The 16658-nt window shown below is 74.2% G+C and carries 10 protein-coding genes; 4 read left to right on the top strand and 6 right to left on the bottom strand.

Annotated elements, in window-relative coordinates; genetic code table 11:
• Window positions 1-67: 67 nt before the first annotated feature.
• Both FLP10_RS13055 and FLP10_RS13050 read right to left on the bottom strand, forming a co-directional pair.
• A complete protein-coding gene (locus tag FLP10_RS13055) occupies window positions 68-1876 on the bottom strand; it encodes an ABC transporter ATP-binding protein (protein WP_149161262.1) in 1809 nt (602 codons plus the stop codon).
• A complete protein-coding gene (locus tag FLP10_RS13050) occupies window positions 1873-3735 on the bottom strand; it encodes an ABC transporter ATP-binding protein (protein ID WP_246150392.1) in 1863 nt (620 codons plus the stop codon). Before FLP10_RS13050 ends, FLP10_RS13055 begins: the two co-directional genes overlap by 4 nt.
• A gap of 541 nt (window positions 3736-4276) precedes the next feature.
• On the opposite strand from FLP10_RS13050, the gene FLP10_RS13045 reads away from it, so the two are divergent.
• The 4 genes from FLP10_RS13045 to FLP10_RS13030 are packed head-to-tail and all read left to right on the top strand — an operon-like array spanning window position 4277 to window position 11803.
• Complete coding sequence (locus FLP10_RS13045; protein WP_149161260.1) at window positions 4277-7288, top strand: FtsX-like permease family protein; 3012 nt, start codon at window positions 4277-4279, stop codon at window positions 7286-7288.
• Entirely contained in the window at window positions 7285-10095 is a 2811-nt protein-coding gene (locus tag FLP10_RS13040) for an FtsX-like permease family protein (RefSeq protein ID WP_149161259.1), read from the top strand. Before FLP10_RS13045 ends, FLP10_RS13040 begins: the two co-directional genes overlap by 4 nt.
• Window positions 10092-11132, top strand: a complete 1041-nt coding sequence (locus tag FLP10_RS13035; RefSeq protein ID WP_149161258.1) for an ABC transporter ATP-binding protein — start codon at window positions 10092-10094, stop codon at window positions 11130-11132. Before FLP10_RS13040 ends, FLP10_RS13035 begins: the two co-directional genes overlap by 4 nt.
• A complete protein-coding gene (locus FLP10_RS13030; protein ID WP_149161257.1) occupies window positions 11129-11803 on the top strand; it encodes an ABC transporter ATP-binding protein in 675 nt (224 codons plus the stop codon). Before FLP10_RS13035 ends, FLP10_RS13030 begins: the two co-directional genes overlap by 4 nt.
• A 25-nt stretch (window positions 11804-11828) precedes the next feature.
• On the opposite strand, the gene ddaH is transcribed toward FLP10_RS13030, so the two are convergent.
• The 4 genes from ddaH to purN all read right to left on the bottom strand — a co-directional run bounded on the left by ddaH (window position 11829) and on the right by purN (window position 16582).
• Window positions 11829-13079 carry a dimethylargininase gene (gene ddaH, locus FLP10_RS17855; protein ID WP_281286426.1) on the bottom strand — a complete coding sequence of 417 codons (1251 nt, stop codon included), beginning with the start codon at window positions 13077-13079 and terminating at the stop codon, window positions 11829-11831.
• A 61-nt stretch (window positions 13080-13140) separates the two neighbouring features.
• A complete protein-coding gene (locus tag FLP10_RS13020; RefSeq protein ID WP_149161256.1) occupies window positions 13141-14256 on the bottom strand; it encodes a Glu/Leu/Phe/Val dehydrogenase family protein in 1116 nt (371 codons plus the stop codon).
• A gap of 122 nt (window positions 14257-14378) precedes the next feature.
• Window positions 14379-15992, bottom strand: a complete 1614-nt coding sequence (gene purH / locus FLP10_RS13015) for a bifunctional phosphoribosylaminoimidazolecarboxamide formyltransferase/IMP cyclohydrolase (protein ID WP_149161255.1) — start codon at window positions 15990-15992, stop codon at window positions 14379-14381.
• Window positions 15989-16582: a phosphoribosylglycinamide formyltransferase gene (gene purN, locus FLP10_RS13010; RefSeq protein WP_149161254.1), complete on the bottom strand. Its 594-nt coding sequence runs from the start codon at window positions 16580-16582 to the stop codon at window positions 15989-15991. Before purN ends, purH begins: the two co-directional genes overlap by 4 nt.
• Between the last annotated feature and the right edge of the window lie 76 nt (window positions 16583-16658).

Here is a 16658-nt window from a genome sequence, read left to right as displayed (position 1 = left end):
ATGCGGCGCGGAGGTTGCCGACGTGGCGCGCGCGAGGAGCGGCGCTGGCGCGGGCGGGCGGGCGGCACTACACGAGCGAGTCCTGCCAGGCCGAGTGCAGGGCCGCGAACCGGCCGCCGCCGCCGATCAGCTCGTCGGGCGAGCCGTCCTCGACGATGCGGCCGCGCTCCATCACGAGTACCCGGTCGGCGATCGCGACCGTCGAGAGCCGGTGCGCGATGATGACCGCGGTGCGCCCCTTCAGCAGCGTCTGCAGCCCCTCCTGCACGGCGCGCTCGCTCGGAATGTCGAGCGAGCTCGTCGCCTCGTCGAGGATGAGCACTGCCGGGTTCGCGAGGAACGCGCGCGCGAACGAGATGAGCTGGCGCTGTCCGGCGCTCACCCGGCCGCCGCGCTTGTTCACGTCGGTGTCGTAGCCGTTCGGCAGCGACTCGATGAACTCGTGCGCGCCGACCGCCTTCGCCGCCCGCACGATCTCGTCGAACGGGGCGTCGGGCCGGCCCAGCCCGATGTTGTCGGCGACCGACCCGCTGAACAGGTACGCCTCCTGCGTGACCATGACGATCGCTCGCCGCAGATCCTTCGGGTGCAGGCGCGCGAGATCGACGCCGTCGAGCGACACGGTGCCCGAGCTCGGGTCGTAGAACCGGGCGATGAGCTTCGCCAGGGTCGACTTGCCGGCGCCGGTCGAGCCGACGAGCGCGATGGTCTGACCCGCCGGGATGTCGAGATCGAACCGCGGCAGGATGACCCGGTCGGGCGTGTACGCGAACTCGACGCCGTCGAACCGCACGTCGCCCGAGGCGGTCCACAGGTCGACCGGGTCGGCGGGGTCGGGAACGCTGGGCTCCTCCTCGAGCACGCCCGAGATCTTCTCGAGCGCGCTCGCCGCCGACTGGTACGAGTTGTAGAACATCGCGAGCTCTTCCATCGGGTCGAAGAACCGCTTCGTGTACAGCACCGCGGCCAGCAGCACGCCGACCTCGATGCCGCCGTCGACGACGCGGAACCCGCCGATGAGCAGCACGGTCGCGACGGCGGCGTACCCCATGAGGTTGAGCAGCGGGTTGTAGATCGCGAAGAGGGCGAGCACCTTGGCGTTCACGTCGCGGTAGTCCTCGACGAGCTCGCCGAACTCGCGCTCGTTGCGCCGTTCCTTGCGGAACGCCTGCACCGCGCGGATACCCGTCATCGTCTCGACGAACTGCACGATGAGCTTCGCGCTCGCCACCCGCGAGCGGCGGAAGTACGCCTGCGAGCGCAGCTGGAACCAGCGGGTGAGGAACGCCAGCGGCACGAGCGCCGCCAGCAGCACGAGCCCGCTCAGCCAATCGAGCCAGACCAGCGCGATCGCGGTGAACACCATGTAGAGCACGCCGCGGATGAGCTGGTTGATGCCCTCGTCGAGAAGCTCGCGGATCGCGTCGAGGTCGCTCGTCTGGCGCGAGATGATGCGGCCCGACGTGTACGACTCGTGGAACTCGAGCGAGAGCTTCTGCGTGTGCAGGAACACGCGCGTGCGCAGGTCGATGAGCACCGCCTGGCTGATCCGTGCGGCGAGCCGGATGTACGCGGCGATGAGGAAGGCCCCGACCGCGCCGGTCAGCACATAGGCGAGGCCGGCAAGGCCCACCGGCATCCAGTCCTGCGCGAGCAGTGCCGGAAGCCCCTGGTCGATGCCGTACGCGATGATGGCCGGGCCGGCGACCTGCGCGGCCGTCGAGACGACCACGATCGCCAGCGTCGCCCACAGCATGCGTCGCACGGGGTGCAGCAGCGAGCCGAGCAGCCGCAGGCTCCTGGTGCGCAGCGACCGCGACTCGGCCTTCGTGTACTCGTGGCGTTCTTCGCCCTGGACGCCGATCACCGTGCTCATCGGATCGCCTCCTTCCGGTCTTCGTCGTCGATCAATCGGTCGTCGTCGCGCGCACGGTCGTCGCGCGCACGATCGTCGCGCGCACGGGGGCCATCGAAGCGATCGGATGCCTCGGCCTCCGCGCGTCGCTCCTCCTCTTCGAGGCTGGAGATGACGTACCGGTAGTGATCGGAGTCGCGCAGCAGCTCCGAGTGGGTGCCGACCGCGGTGATGCGCCCCTCCTCGAGCAGCGCCACCCGGTCGGCCAGCATCACGGTCGACGGGCGGTGCGCCACGATCAGCGCCGTCGTGTCGGCGAGCACCGAGCGCAGCTCGGCCTCGACCCTCGCCTCGGTGGCCACGTCGAGCGCCGACAGGGGGTCGTCGAGCACGAGCACCGAGGGCTTGGCCGCGACCGCGCGCGCGAGCGCGAGCCGCTGACGCTGCCCGCCCGACAGGCTCATGCCCTCTTCGCCGACCTTCGTGTCGACGCCGTCGGGCAGGTCGTACGCGAAGCCGGCCTGTGCGATGCGCAGCGCCTCGTCGAGCACCCGCTCGGCCTCGGCCCGCACCGCTGGGTCGGCGTCGGCGGCCTCTCGGCCGAGCTCGGGCCGACCGAGGAGCACGTTCTCGCGCACCGACGCCGAGAACAGCGTCGCGTCCTCGAACGCCATCGCGATGTGGCGTCGGAGCTCGCCGCGCGTGAGCGCGCGGACATCCACGCCGTCGAGTGTCACCGCACCCGACGTGACGTCGTAGAGCCGCGTGGTGAGCGCCGTCATCGTGGTCTTACCTGAGCCGGTGAGCCCGACCAGGGCCATCGTCTCGCCGGGCTGCAGCACGAGGTCGACGCCGTCGAGCAGGTCGGGGTGCCGTGCGGGCGCGTCCTGGTAGCGGAAGTGCACGCGGTCGAACACGAGCTCGCCGCGCGGCCGCTGCACGGCGGCCGGCTGCTCGGGGTCGGTCACGTCGTTGCGGGTGTCCATGATGTCGTAGAACCGGTCGGTCGCGGTGCGCGCGTCGAGCGAGAACGCGAGCAGGAACCCGACCGACTCGATGGGCCAGGCGAGCACCGCCGCGGTCGCGAAGAATGCGACGAGCTGGCCCACCGAGAGCTCGCCCTGCGACGCCAGCCAGACGCCGAGCACGAGACACATCGACAGCGCCACCGCGGGCACGACGAGGATCCACACCCAGATGTTCGCGTCGAGCCGCGCCTTCTCGATCTCGGTCGAGCGCAGCGACTCGGCCTGCTCGCGGAACGACCGCAGCGCGTGCTTGCCACGGCCGAACGCCTTCAGCACCCGGATGCCGTGCACCGACTCCTCGACCATGGTGGCGAGGTCGCCCGACTGGTCCTGGCTGCGTCGGGCCACCTCGGAGTAGCGGCCCTCGAACCGGTAGCCGACGATCCACAGCGGTACCGCGCACGCGAGGAACACGAGCCCGAGCACCCAGCTCATCGAGATGAGGATCGCCGCACCGGCGATGAGCACGAGCAGGTTGCCGACGAGCAGGATGAGCCCGAACGCGAGCCAGCGCCGGATGAGGCCCAGGTCGCTCACCGCGCGCGAGAGCAGCTGGCCGCTCGGCCAGCGGTCGTGGAAGCTCACCGGTAGGTCCTGCAGGCGGGCGTAGAGCGCGTTGCGCATGCGCGCCTCGATCTTGGTCGTCGGCCCGATGACGAGCCAGCGCCGCAGCGCGAACATCGCGGCCTCGGCGGCACCGAGCCCGAACACGAGCAGCGCGAGCGGCACGACCTGCTCGCGTTCGCCGTGCGCGAGCGGACCGTCGACGATCTGCTCGAGCACCTGCGGCACGGCGAGCGCGATGAGCTGGGCGGCCAGGTAGGCGAGCATGCTGCCGACGATGGCCGGCATGGCGGGGCCGACGAAGGCGCGAAGGCGCCAGAGCGCACGCACGGTGCCGAGTCGCTGAGGGGTCTCGGCGAGTTGGTCGGAGGGCGGGTGCTGGTGGTCGTGCGCGGTGGTCACGCGGAATCCTTCCGGAAGGGTCGTCGGGCCGGGCGCGGCAGCGCGCATCGGTCGGACGGGATGCGGTGTGGAGTGTCGCGAATGCTCGCGAGGCGGTCGGCGGATGCGTCGGACCGCTGAGTTCGAAGCCGGGATCTCGACCGGCGTGACGGGCGGGCGGGGCCGCTACCCGGCGTATTCGACGTGCGCGAACGGACGACGCGCAGTGCCGAATGCCACCGTGGTGCGGGGGTCGGTGTCGGCAATCTGCATGGTGTCCTCCTGCGTCCTCGTCGATCAGCTGCACGGATCGCGCCCAGCCAGCCCTTCAGACTATGGCCTCGGGGCGATTGCATGCAACATGTCGTCGAGGCATAGGCTGGCCCGCATCGTCACCGCCCGACCCTCACGTTTCCCGGGCGGTCACCCCGACGACGAGGAGACCCGAGTGGCATCCGCTCGAATCGCGGCCGCGCGTACGCGTGCGCGCGTCGGCGTGCTCGCGGGCGTCGCCCTCATCTCGTTCCTCGCGGCGTTCACGACGGGCGCGCTCGCCGACTGGACGGCGACCGCGCCGTCGACCGCGATCGGCGAGGGGCTCGCCGCGGTCGACGGTCGGGCGGGCGCGGTGCGGTGGCAGACCCGGCTCGCCGCGGATGCCCCGGCGCAGGCGGAGGCCGCGGCATCCGTGCTGGATCGCGAGCTCGCGGCCGACGGCGCGGTCTGGGCGCGCTCGGTCGCCGCCGAGCCGGTCGCGGCGCGCGCGGCAGGCACGGCGGACACGGTGGCGGATGCCCCGGGCCTGGTGCTCGTCGCCGACCCCGACGTGCCGGGCCGGGCCCAGCTGCTCGACGGCGAGTGGGCGTCGGGGCCGACAGGCGGCGCGCTGCAGGCCGACGCGGCGGGGCGGCTCGGCGTCGACGTGGGCGACGTGATCGCGATCGGCGATGGAACGACGGCGATCACGGTGACCGGTCTCTGGCGCGCGACGGATGCGACCGACCCGGCGTGGTTCGGCGACCCGTTCGCCGCGGCCGGCGGCACCGCCGACGCGGTCGGCCCCCTCGTGGTCGACGAGTCCGTGGTGGCCGACCTGCGCGCGGCGGTGTTCGTGCGATGGACCGCGACCGTGCCGCCCGGCCCGGCGGACGCGGACGCGCTGCGCGCACTCGGCGCCTCCATCTCCGAGGTCGAGCCGGCGCTGCGCGACGACCCGGCCGTGGGCGACAGCGGCATCGCCGAGTCGGGCGGGTTGGAGGCCACGCTCGTGCGGCTCCTCGCGGCAGCAGCCGCCGCCCGCGCGATCGCCCCGCTTCCCCTCGCCATCGCCGCCATCGCGGCGATCGCCGCCCTCTGGCGACTCGGGGCCCTGCTCGCCGAGGCGCGGCGCGGTGAGACGGTGCTGCTGCGCGCCCGGGGCGCCACGGGCACCCAGCTCGCGACGGGCACTGCGGCCGAGGCACTCTGGGTCGCACTGCCGGCCGCCGCGCTCGGCGCGCTGCTGGCCGAAGCCCTGCTCGCGCTCCTGCGCCCCGGCGAACCGCGCACGGCCGTGGCCGCATGGATCGCCGCCGGCGCGGTGGTGGTCGCCGCGGTGGCGCTGCTCGCCGGTGTGGCCCGACGCGCCGCGGCGCGACCGCTCGTCCGCGGTGCGGGCGACGAGCCCGGTCGGGCCGTGCGAGGCGGGGCGATCGGCGGCACCGTGCTGCTGGCCGCACTCGCCGCGCTGTCGCTGTGGCGGTTCCTCTCGCTGGGCTCGCCGCTCGTCGTCGGGCGCGACGGGGTGAGCGTCGACCCGCTCGCCGCGGCGGCACCGGTGCTGGTGCTGCTCGCGCTCGCGCTCGTCGTGCTCGCGCTCGCTCGCCCCGCCGGCATGGTGCTCGAGCGCCTGGCCACCCGCCGACCGGGGCTCTCGCCCTCGCTGCCCATGCGTCGGCTCGGTCGCGCCCCCGAGCTCTACGCCGCGGCGACGCTGACCACCGTGATCGGCGTCGCGTCGCTCACGCTCGCCGCCGCCCTGGCCGGTGCCTGGCATGCGACCGACGCCCGCACCGCCGCGCTGCGCACGGGCGGCGACGTGCGCGTCGAGCTCGCGGGCCGCGACCTCGTCACCGGCGCCGACCCGCTGGCACTCGTCGCGCCGTTCGCCGACCTCGAGGGCGTCGACGCCGACGTGCCGGCGCTGCGCACCGAGGTGCGGATCGGCTCCGACGCACGCGAACTCGTCGCCGTCGAGGCCGCGACCCTCGGAACCGTCGCCGCCGACGACGGCGATGCCGGCGCGAACCTCGCTGCCGCACTCACCGGCGGCGGAGCACCGGGCGGCCTCCCCCTGCCCGTCGGCGCGCGGCGCATCTCGGTCGAGCTCGCGGTCGCCGCGCCGCCCGGCGCGGCGGGCGAGATCGCCGTCTCGGCGTGGCTGCTGGGGCCGCAGGGCGCAGCCACGGTGCTCGAACTCGGCGGGCTGTCGATCTCGGCCGGCAGCGGCGAGGTGAGCGCCGACCTGCCTGCGACCGGAAGCGCACTCATCGGCATCGAGGCGCGCCGCCCGAATCTCGAGGGTGCCGGCGATCCGCGCGTGACCGTCTCGGCCGTGCGGATCGACGGCACCGCGCTCGCCGACGCGCCGGTCGGCGACCTCGCGCTGTCGGCACGGACTCCCGTCGGCCGCGTCGCCGCCGAGCGGGCGGACGGCGCCGTGCCGGTCGTGCTCGAGTCGGGGCTCGCCGCCGGGATCCGAGCCGATCCCGGCGACGAGCTCGTGTTCCGCATCGTCGCCGGCGGTGCCGAGGTGCACGCCAGGGTCGTCGCGGTCGCACCCGCCCTGCCGGGCAGCGGAGCCCTGCTCGCCGACCTCGGTGCGACCCAGGCTGCCGCGTTCGCCGCCGGCGGCGCCGTGCCCGAGCACGCCGAACGCTGGCTCGCCAGCGCCGAGCCCGACCGGGTCGCCGACGCGCTCGACCGCGAGCAGCCCCTGCCGCTGTCGGCCTCGACGCGCGCCGACGTCTCCACCGCGGGCATCGTCGGCCCCGCAGTCGATGCGCTCGCGTGGGGCGCCGCGGGTGCCGTCGCATTCGCCCTCGCCGCATTCGCGGCACTCGCCGCCGCCATCGGCCGCACCCGCACCGGCGAGCTCGCGGTGCTCCGCGCTCTGGGCGTGCCCCCGCGGCGACAGGGCGGGGCGCGCTTCGCCGAGCTCGCCGCAGCCGCGGGCGGTGCGATCGTCGGGGGCGTGCTCGTCGGGCTCGCCGTCTCGGCGCTGATCGTGCCGGCTCTCGCCCGTGCGGCGGTGCCCGGCGCGCGCGAGACGCTCGTCGCGCCCGAGGCGGGCGAGTGGGCGTGGTTCGCCGGCGCGCTCCTCGCGACGGCCGTGCTGGCGCTCGGCGTGGCGGCCGTGTCGGCGGCGTCGACCGCGGGCCGTGCACGACACGCGGTGCGCCACGGCGAGGAGGCCGCATGAGCACGTCGACCCGGCATTCCCGCCGTTCATCGGCCGGGCTCCGCTGGCGCGCGTTCGCGGCCGCGCCCGTGGCATCCGTCTCGCTCGCGGTGCTCGTCGCCGGCGCCGCGCTGCTCGCGGTGGCCGCGCCCCGCGTCGTCGAACAGCTGCACACCAGTGCTCTCGACGCGCGCCTGAACGCGACCTCGGCGTACGAGCTCGACCTGCAGACGGCCACCCGCGACCGGCCGCAACTCGGCCCCCCGTCGGCGCCGACCACGCTCTCCCCCGACGTCGACGCGGTCTGGGGCGGGCAGCAGGAACGCCTCATCGCGATGCGCGACGCACTGCCCGACCCGCTGCGCGGAACGATCGGCGACCCGATCGCGCTGGTCACGGTGAACCCTCAGGTCGCGGCCGTGCCGGGTGCGGCACCGAGCAGCCCGGTGTACCGCATCGAGATCGCCGCAGACCCGCACCTGGCCGAACACGTCGCCCTCGTCGACGGCGCCTGGCCAGCCGTGCCGACCGCACCGCCGCCCGCTCCCCCGGCTCCGACCCCGCAGCCCGGCGAGTTCCTGTTCGTCGACACCACGCCCGAGCCGCTCCCCGAACCGCTCGACCTCGTGCTCGACGCCGACGTCGCCGACGACCTGAGCTGGAGCGCGGGCGAGGTCCGCGAGATCACTGCGCCCAACGGCACCCTCGCGGTGCGCCTGACCGGCACCTTCGAGCCTGCCGACGCCTCCGCCGGCCTCTGGTCGCACCTGCCCACGTCGCTGCACGCCTCGGTCGTCGACGACGGCCTCGGCCCGCCCGAGTACACCGCCACCGCGTTCATCGACCCGCTCGCCTGGCCGGTGATCGCCGACCAGCCGCTCGCGATCACCCTGTCGGCGTGGCTGCCGATCGACACCGGCGCGATCCGGTCGAACGACTCGACCGACCTCGAGGCCCAGGTCGACGAGTTCGAGAGCACGGGGCACGCCCTCGGCGACGGCAGCTGGACGGGCAACTACGCGACCGTCGGCCAAGTCTCGTTCGCGAGCGGCCTGCCGCCGCACCTCGCCGCGCAACGCGCCGAGTCGACCGCGGTCGACGCGGTGCTGGCAACCGTGGCCTCGGGTCCGATCGGTGTGCTCGTCGCCGTCATCGTGCTGGGCGCCAGGGTCGTGTTCGAGCGGCGGCGCGCGGGGCTCGAGCTCGCGGCTGCGCGTGGCGCGAGCACCGCCTGGCTGCGCGGCGCGCTCGGCGGCGAGGGGCTCGCGATCGGGGTTCCGGCCGCCCTGGTCGGCGGTGCGGTCGCGATCGTGCTGACCTCGGCCCAGTCGGCATGGGGCGGATGGCTCGTGGCCGCTGTGTTCGCTCTCGCGCCGGCGGTGCTGCTCACCACGGCCGCCCCCGCGCTGACGCCGCTGCGGCGCGCCCGCGCCGACCTCGGCCGCCGCCCGAGCCGCCTCCGCTGGGTGTGGGAGGCGCTCGTCATCGTCGTCACGGCGGTCGCGGTCGGCCTGCTACTCGCGCGCGGACCGACGGCCGCCGGGGTCGACCCGCTGCTGGCGGCGGTGCCGCTGCTCATCGCCCTCTCGGGGTGCGTGGTGGTGCTGCGGTGCTATCCGCTGCCGCTCGCCGCGGTGGTACGGCGTGCGAAGGCCGGGCGCGGGCTGGTGGCATTCCTCGGATCGGCGCGCGCCCTCCGCGATCCGTCGGCGGGCCTCGTGCCGGTGCTCGCGGTCGTCGTCGGCGTCGCCGTCGCGGTGAGCTCGGCGATCACGCTGACCACGGTGCGCGCCGGAGCCGCCTCCGCGTCGGACGCCGCGATCGGCGCCGACGCGAGCGTGGCCGGAGTGCCGCTGACGAAGGCCCAGCTCGAGGCGATGCGCTCGACGCCGGGCGTCGAGGCCATCGCCCCCGTCTACTCGACCTCGCCCGTCTACCTCGAGCTCGACGGCAGGAACCGTCCGACCACGTTCATCGTGATCGACGTCGCCGAGGTGTCGGCCGTGCAGGCGGGGCGCGACGAGGTGCTCGATCTGCCGCCCGAGCTCGCGCGCGAGGTCGGCGACGACGAGCCGCTGCCGGTGCTGACGTCGGACTCGGTCGCCGAGCAGATCGCCGACGCCGACCGTGCCGACATCGACGACACCGAGCTCGAGCTGCTCGGCACCGCCGCGGGACGCACCGCGTTCTCACCGCGTCCCAACTGGATCCTCGTCGACCGCGTCAACGCGAAGCCGTTCACCGCCACGCTCGTGCCGCGCACGGTGCTCGTGCGATTCGACCCCGACGCGGACGCCGGCGCCGTCACGACCGCGCTGGGCGAGATCGCCGGCCCCGGGGCATCCGTGCGTACGCCCGACGAACTCACCGCCGACCTGCTCGACCGCCCGAACGCGCGGGGGCTCGAGACCGGGCTCGTGCTCGCGATCGCGCTGACCAGCCTGCTCACCGCGCTCGCGCTGGTGCTCGCCCTCGTCGTCGGGCGCCCCGCCCGCGAGCGGCTGCTGCCCCTGCTGGCGACCCTCGGCCTGCGCCGGCGCGGCGAACGCGGGCTGGTCGCGTGGGAGCTCGGCCCGATGACCGTCGCCGCCGTCGTCGTCGGCGCGGTGCTCGGCATCGGCATGCCCCACGTCGTGCTCGCCGGGATCGACCTCGGCTCGTTCACCGGAGGCGACCGGCAACCCGCGATCACCATCGACTGGGCGCTCGTCGCGGCGGTGCTGGCCGGCGCGGTCGTGGTGGCCGCGGCCGGCGCGTGGGCCGCGTCCACGTTGGGCGGCCGCGTGGGCGCCGCTCGCGCGCTGCGCAAGGAGGAGGAGGAAGGATGACGCTCGTGGCAGACGGATCCCCGCACATCCTGTGCGTCGACCTGGTGCGCATCTTCAGCGCCGACGGCGTCGAGGTGCAGGCGCTCCAGGGGCTCAACCTGCGCGTCGAACCCGGCGAGATGGTCGCCGTCGTCGGCGCCTCGGGGTCGGGCAAGTCGACCCTGCTCACCATCCTCTCGGGGCTCGACACCGCCACGGCGGGGGTCGCCAAGGTCGTCGGCCACGATCTCTTCGCGATGCGCGAGCGCGAACGGGTCGCGTACCGGCGGCACACCGTGGGATTCGTCTGGCAGCAGACGGCCCGCAACCTGCTGCCGTACCTCACTGCAGCCGAGAACGTGGCGCTCGCGATCGACGTCGCCCGCACCGCCCGCGGCCGCGAGCGCTCGACGCGCATCGACGAGCTGCTCGACCTCGTCGGCGTCGGCGAGCTGGCCGACCGTCGGCCCGGCGAGCTCAGCGGAGGTCAGCAGCAACGGGTCGCGATCGCCGTCGCCCTCGCGAACCGGCCCGAGGTGCTGCTCGCCGACGAACCGACCGGCGAGCTCGACGAGACGACGAGCGCCGAGGTGCTCGAGGCCATGCGCGGCGTGAACGAGGCGCTCGGGGTCACGACCCTCATCGTCACGCACGACCCCACCGTCTCCGAGCACGTCCGCCGCACCGTGCAGATCCGCGACGGGCGCACCTCGACCGAGGTGTTGCGCTCGACCCGGGTCGGCGCCTCCGGCCACGAGGAGCAGATCGCCGAGGAGTTCGCGGTGCTGGACCGCGTCGGCCGGCTGCAGCTGCCGCACGACTTCGTCGAGGCGCTGTCGCTGCGCGACCGAGTGCGGCTCGCGCTCGAGACCGACCACGTGGGGGTCTGGCCCGGAACGAATGCGCCACCGCCCGCGTCAGTCACCGAAGTCTCCGGCGGCGACTCCTCCGGCCCGAGCGCACCGACCGACCCGAGCGCACCGACCGACCCGACCGACCCGACCGATCCAGCCGACCCGACCGATCCAGCCGACCCGACCGAGGAGGTCGACCGATGACCACGCTGCGCGCTGACGCCGTGACCCGCGTGTTCGAGAGCCGGGCCGGCGCCGTTCGCGCCGTCGACGGCGTCTCGCTCGAGGTGCACCCGGGCGAGCTCCTCGTCGTCACCGGTCCGTCAGGGGCCGGAAAGACCACACTGCTCAACCTGCTCGCCGGCCTCGACCGGCCGACGACCGGCCGCGTGCTGCTCGGCGACACCGACCTGTCGGCGCTCGGCGAGGACGACCTCGCGACGCTGCGCCGCGACCGGCTCGGCATCGTCTTCCAGTCGTTCGGGCTCGTGCCGGTGCTGTCGGCCGCCGAGAACGTCGAGGTGCCGCTGCGCCTGCAGCGGATGGCGGCGGCCGACCGCGACGCCCGCGTGGCCGAGGTGCTCGCACTCGTCGGACTCGGCGAGCACGCCGAGCAGCGCCCGAGCGAGCTTTCGGGCGGTCAGCAGCAGCGCGTCGGCATCGCCCGCGCGCTCGCAGCCCGCCCGTCGCTGCTGCTCGCCGATGAGCCCACCGGCCAGCTCGACAGCGGCACCGCCTCCACCGTGATGGACCTCATTGGCGAACTCGTGCACGGCGAGGGCGTCGCCGCGGTCGTCACCACCCACGACCCCGCGCTCGTCGACCGCGCCGATCGGGTGATCGAACTGCACGACGGCGTCGCCAGGGCCGCCTGACCCTTCCGCCGGTCGGGCAGACGCGCTACCGCACCCGCACCGAGAGGCAGGTGACGCAACCCTCGAGCTTCTCGAACTCCGAGATGTCGACGGTGACGACCCGGTACCCGAACCCGGCGAGCATCGCGGCCGTCTTCGGCGCGGCCGCCGACATCAGCAGCGTCTGGTCGCCGAGCTCGACGACGGCCACCCCTTCACGCTCGGGCACCGCGAGGAACCGCGGGTAGAGGCCCGGCTCGTCGACGAGGTCGGGGTGACCGATCACGGTGCCGTCGGGCAGGGCGGTGACGGTGCTCTTCAGGTGCAGCGCCTTCGTCACCGGCACCGCGACCACCGTGAAGCCGTTCGGCGTGAGCAGCTCGCGCAGCTGCCTGATGCCCTCGGCGTTCGTGCGGCTCGACGCGCCGACGTACACCGTCGACCCGACCTTCAACACGTCGCCGCCGTCGAGCGTGCCGGGCTCCTGGATGCGCGTCACCGAGATGCCGGGCACCGCGCGCACGGTGCGTTCGACCGCGTCGACCTCGGGTCGGCGCGATTCGGCGCCGGGGCTGGCGAGCACCGCGAGGTCGCCGAACATGACGACCGCGTCCTCGACGAACACCGAGTCGGCGAGCTCAGGCGCGGCGTCGACCTCGATCGTCTCCCACCCCTCGGCGACGAGCGCCGCGCAGTAGTTGTCCCACTGCTCGTCGGCCTTCGCCTGGTCGATCACCTGGCGCTCGAGATGGGTGAGCTCGCCCTCGGCGAGGTTCGACGCGGGGATGCGCACGAGGGCGATTCGGCGCGGGCGACGGCGCGGGCGGTGATGCAGGATGCCGCGGAGCACGTGCGGGGCCAGGAGCGGCTCGGCCACCATCACGGTGAGGATGAATACGAGGTTGAGGCCCACCAGCGAGCCGAGCACGATGAGGAACAGTTCAGGCGAGTCGCTGCGGGCGCTGCCGACCACGGCGAGGCTCGTCGCGATGAGCGCGGCGAGGACGGCCGACGCGAACCCCGACAACACGGCCAGGAACCAGTTGCGGGCCGCGCCCACTGCGTTCGCCACCGAGAGCAGCGCCCACGCGAACACCGCGACGAGCAGGAAGTGCCCGGCCGCCCGCGGGAACACCTCGGGCGACTGCCCGTTCGCCACGAACAGCGCGAGCAGGCTGGTCGCGAACGCCAGCGCCGCGACCGACGCCGATGCGGCGAGTACGGCGACCGCGCGCCGCCCGGGCGTCACGGGCGGGGTGTAGCGAGCGGGCTGATTCGCGGGGGAGGGCGACGGCATGCGTCGAGCCTAGTGGCGCGCATGCCACCGCTCCCCCACCCGCGCGATCGGCGGCGTTCGGTCAGTCGCCCGCGGCCTGCAGTCGTGCCGCGGCCAGCCGCTCGGCGGCCTCGAGCGTCGTCGTGCCCGCGGCGTCCGCCTCGCGCAGCACACCCGCGATCGTGTGGCCGATGCCCGCGAGCCGTGCGTCGAGCTCGGCCCGGGTCACGTCGGGCGACGCGGCGAGGTCGAGGTAGACGACGCCACCCGCGTTCGCGATGAAGTCGGGCGCCCAGGTGATGCGCCGCTCGCGCAGCAGGCGGGCGACGTCGCGCGTGGCGAGCTGGTTGTTCGCGGCGCCGGCGACGGCGCGCACGCGCAGCTCGTCGACGACCTGCGGCGTGAGCACGCCGCCGAGTCCGCACGGCACGAACACGTCGGCCTCGACGCGGTGCGCGTCGGCGGGCTCGACCCAGTCGGCGCCGAGCTCGTCGGCGAGCGCGCGCGTGTGCTCCGCGACATCCGTCACCGTGAGGCGCGCGCCCTCGGCCGCGAGGCGGCGCGCGAGCCGGCCGCCCACCTGGCCGAGCCCGGCGATGACGAGGTGACGCCCGCGCACCTCGCGCGAGCCGAAGACGTGCTCGAGCGTGGCGACGATCGACGCGTGCACGCCCGCGGCAGTGGCGTCGGCCGGCTCGCCGACACCGCCCTGCTCGGGCGGCAGACCGCACACGTGCGCGGTGCGTTCGGCGACGACGGCCATCAGCTCGGCGCTGGTGCCGACATCTTCGGCGGTCATGTACGCGCCGGCCAGCGACTCGACGGCGTCGCCGAGGTCGAGCATGGCGTCGCGTCGGCCCGGTTCGTCGAGCTCGACGCCCGGCGGGATGCAGACGACCGACTTGCCGCCGCCGCGCGGCAGGCCCGCCGCGGCGTTCTTCAGCGTCATCGCCTGCGAGAGGCGCAGCGCATCGGCGAGTGCGTCGGTCCAGTGGTCGTAGCGCCAGAGTCGCGCGCCGCCGAGGGCTTGGCCGAGTGCGGTGGAATGCACCGCCACGATGATCGTGAGCTTCGAGCGGCGGCCGCGCGTGATGAGCACGCGTTCGTGCTCGGGTGCGTCGAGCGGCAGCTCTACGGAGGTGGCGGGTGCAGCGGGTGCGGTGCGTGCCGCGGGGGCCGCGGCATGGGTGATCGTCATCGATCGTCTCCTCGTGTTCGCCTCGTGGGCGGGTGCGGTTCGGCGCCTCGTGAGCGCCTCACCTCAAGGGTACGACGGATGCCACGGCGCGACGCCGTGGCATCCGCTCACGTCGTCGCGGATCAGTGGAAGAAGTGCCGCTCGCCCGTGAAGTACATGGTGACGCCGGCGGCCGCCGCGGCCGCGATGACCTCGTCGTCGCGGATCGACCCGCCGGGCTGCACGATGGCCTGCACACCGCCGTCGATGAGGATCTGCGGTCCGTCGGCGAACGGGAAGAACGCGTCGGATGCCGCGACCGACCCCGCGGCGCGGTCGCCGGCGCGTTCGACGGCGAGCCGGCACGAGTCGACCCGGTTGACCTGGCCCATGCCGACGCCCACCGACGCGCCGCCCGACGCGAGCAGGATGCCGTTCGACTTGACGGCGCGGCAGGCCGTCCACGCGAACGCGAGGTCGGCGAGGGTGCGCTCGTCGGCCGCCTCCCCGGCGACGAGGGTCCACTCCGCCGGGTCGGCGAACTGCCGGTCGGCCTGCTGCACGAGCAGACCTCCCGAGACCTGCTTGAGCTCCACCGCGGTCGGCGCGAAGCCCTCGGGCAGCGTGAGCAGCCGCAGGTTCTTCTTCTGCGTGAGGATCTCGAGCGCCTCGGGTTCGAAGCCGGGCGCGACGAGCACCTCGGTGAAGATGCCCGCGACCGTCTCGGCCATCGCACGGGTCACGGTGCGGTTCGCGGCGATCACGCCGCCGTATGCCGACACCGGGTCGCACTCGTGGGCACGGCGGTGGGCATCGGCGATCGGATCCTCGGCGTCGGGCGCGCCGACCGCGATGCCGCACGGGTTGGCGTGCTTGATGATCGCCACCGCGGGGCCCGTGAAGTCGTGGGCGGCGCGAACGGCGGCGTCGGCGTCGACGTAGTTGTTGTAGCTCATCTCTTTGCCGTGCAGCTGCGTCGCCTGCGCGATGCCGGGCGCGCCGGGTCCTTGCGCGGCGAAGATCGCGGCGGACTGGTGCGAATTCTCGCCGTAGCGCAGGTCGGCCTGCTTCTGCCAGCTGCCGGCGATCCACGCGGGGAAGGGCGACGCCTCGGCGGCCTGGTCGGGCGCGACGACGCTGCCGACCCACGAGGCGACCGCGATGTCGTAGGTCGCGGTGTGCCGGAACGCCTCGCGCGCCAGCTCGCGACGCTGCGCGAGCGTGGTGCCGCCCGAGGCCAGCGCCTCGCGCACCTGGTCGTAACGGTCGGGCGAGACCACGACGGCGACGTTCGCGTGGTTCTTCGCCGAGGCGCGCACCATCGCCGGGCCTCCGATGTCGATCTGCTCGATCGCCTGGTCGGGCGTCGCGCCCGAGGCGACGGTCTCGGCGAACGGGTAGAGGTTCACCACGACGAGCTCGAAGGGCGCGATGCCGAGCTCGGCGAGCTGGCGCTCGTGGTCGTCGAGGCGCAGGTCGGCGAGCAGGCCCGAGTGCACGCCCGGGTGCAGCGTGCGCACCCGACCGTCGAGGTGCTCGGGGTAGCCGGTGACGTCGGCCACCTGCGTGACGGGCAGGCCGGCGGCCGCGATGGCCGCGCCCGTGCCGCCCGTCGAGACGACCTCGACGCCGGCGTCGACGAGTGCGGACGCGAGCTCGACGAGCCCGCGCTTGTCGCTCACCGCGACGAGCGCGCGGCGGATCGGCACGAGATCGCGCTCGCGGTACAGGCTCGGGTCGTGCGTGGCGCCGCTCATCGTGCGGTCAGCTCCTTCAGGTCGAGGTGGGCGTTGGCGATGTCGAGCACGGCCTGGATGAGCAGGCGGCGCTCGACGGGCTTGATGCGGTCGTGCAACGTGGCCTCGGTGTCGCCGGGCAGCACGGGCACGCGCTCCTGCGCGATGATCGGCCCGCCGTCGACCGAGTCGTCGACGACGATGAGGCTCGCTCCGGTCTGGTCGACGCCCGCGGCGAGCGCGTCGCGCACGCCGTGCGCGCCCGGGAACTCGGGCAGGTAGGCGGGGTGGGTATTGATGAGGTTGGGGCTGAACGCGCGGATGACCCGCGGCGGCACGAGCCGCATCAGCCCCGAGCAGATCACGAGGTCGGGCTCCCACTGGCGCACCTGCTCGACGAGTGCGTCGCCCCACGCCTCGCGGGACTCGTACGCGGTGAACGGCACGGTGAAGGTCGGGATGCCGAACTCCTCGCCGAGCACGAGCCCCTCGGCGTCGCGGTCGGCGCCGATGGCGACCACGCGGGCGGGGAACTCGGCGTCCTCGGAAGCCTCGAGCAGTGCCCGCAGGTTGGAACCGCCGCCGGAGATGAGCACCACGAGCTTCAGCACCTCACAAGGGTACCCGCTGCTCGGATGCGCACCGTGCGGGGCCGGTGCCGCGCACGCGTGATTCGAGGCATCCGAT

Origin of the sequence: Agromyces intestinalis (assembly GCF_008365295.1) — a bacterium.
Classification (GTDB): domain Bacteria; phylum Actinomycetota; class Actinomycetes; order Actinomycetales; family Microbacteriaceae; genus Agromyces; species Agromyces intestinalis.
This window is presented reverse-complemented; position numbering and strand designations above follow the sequence as displayed.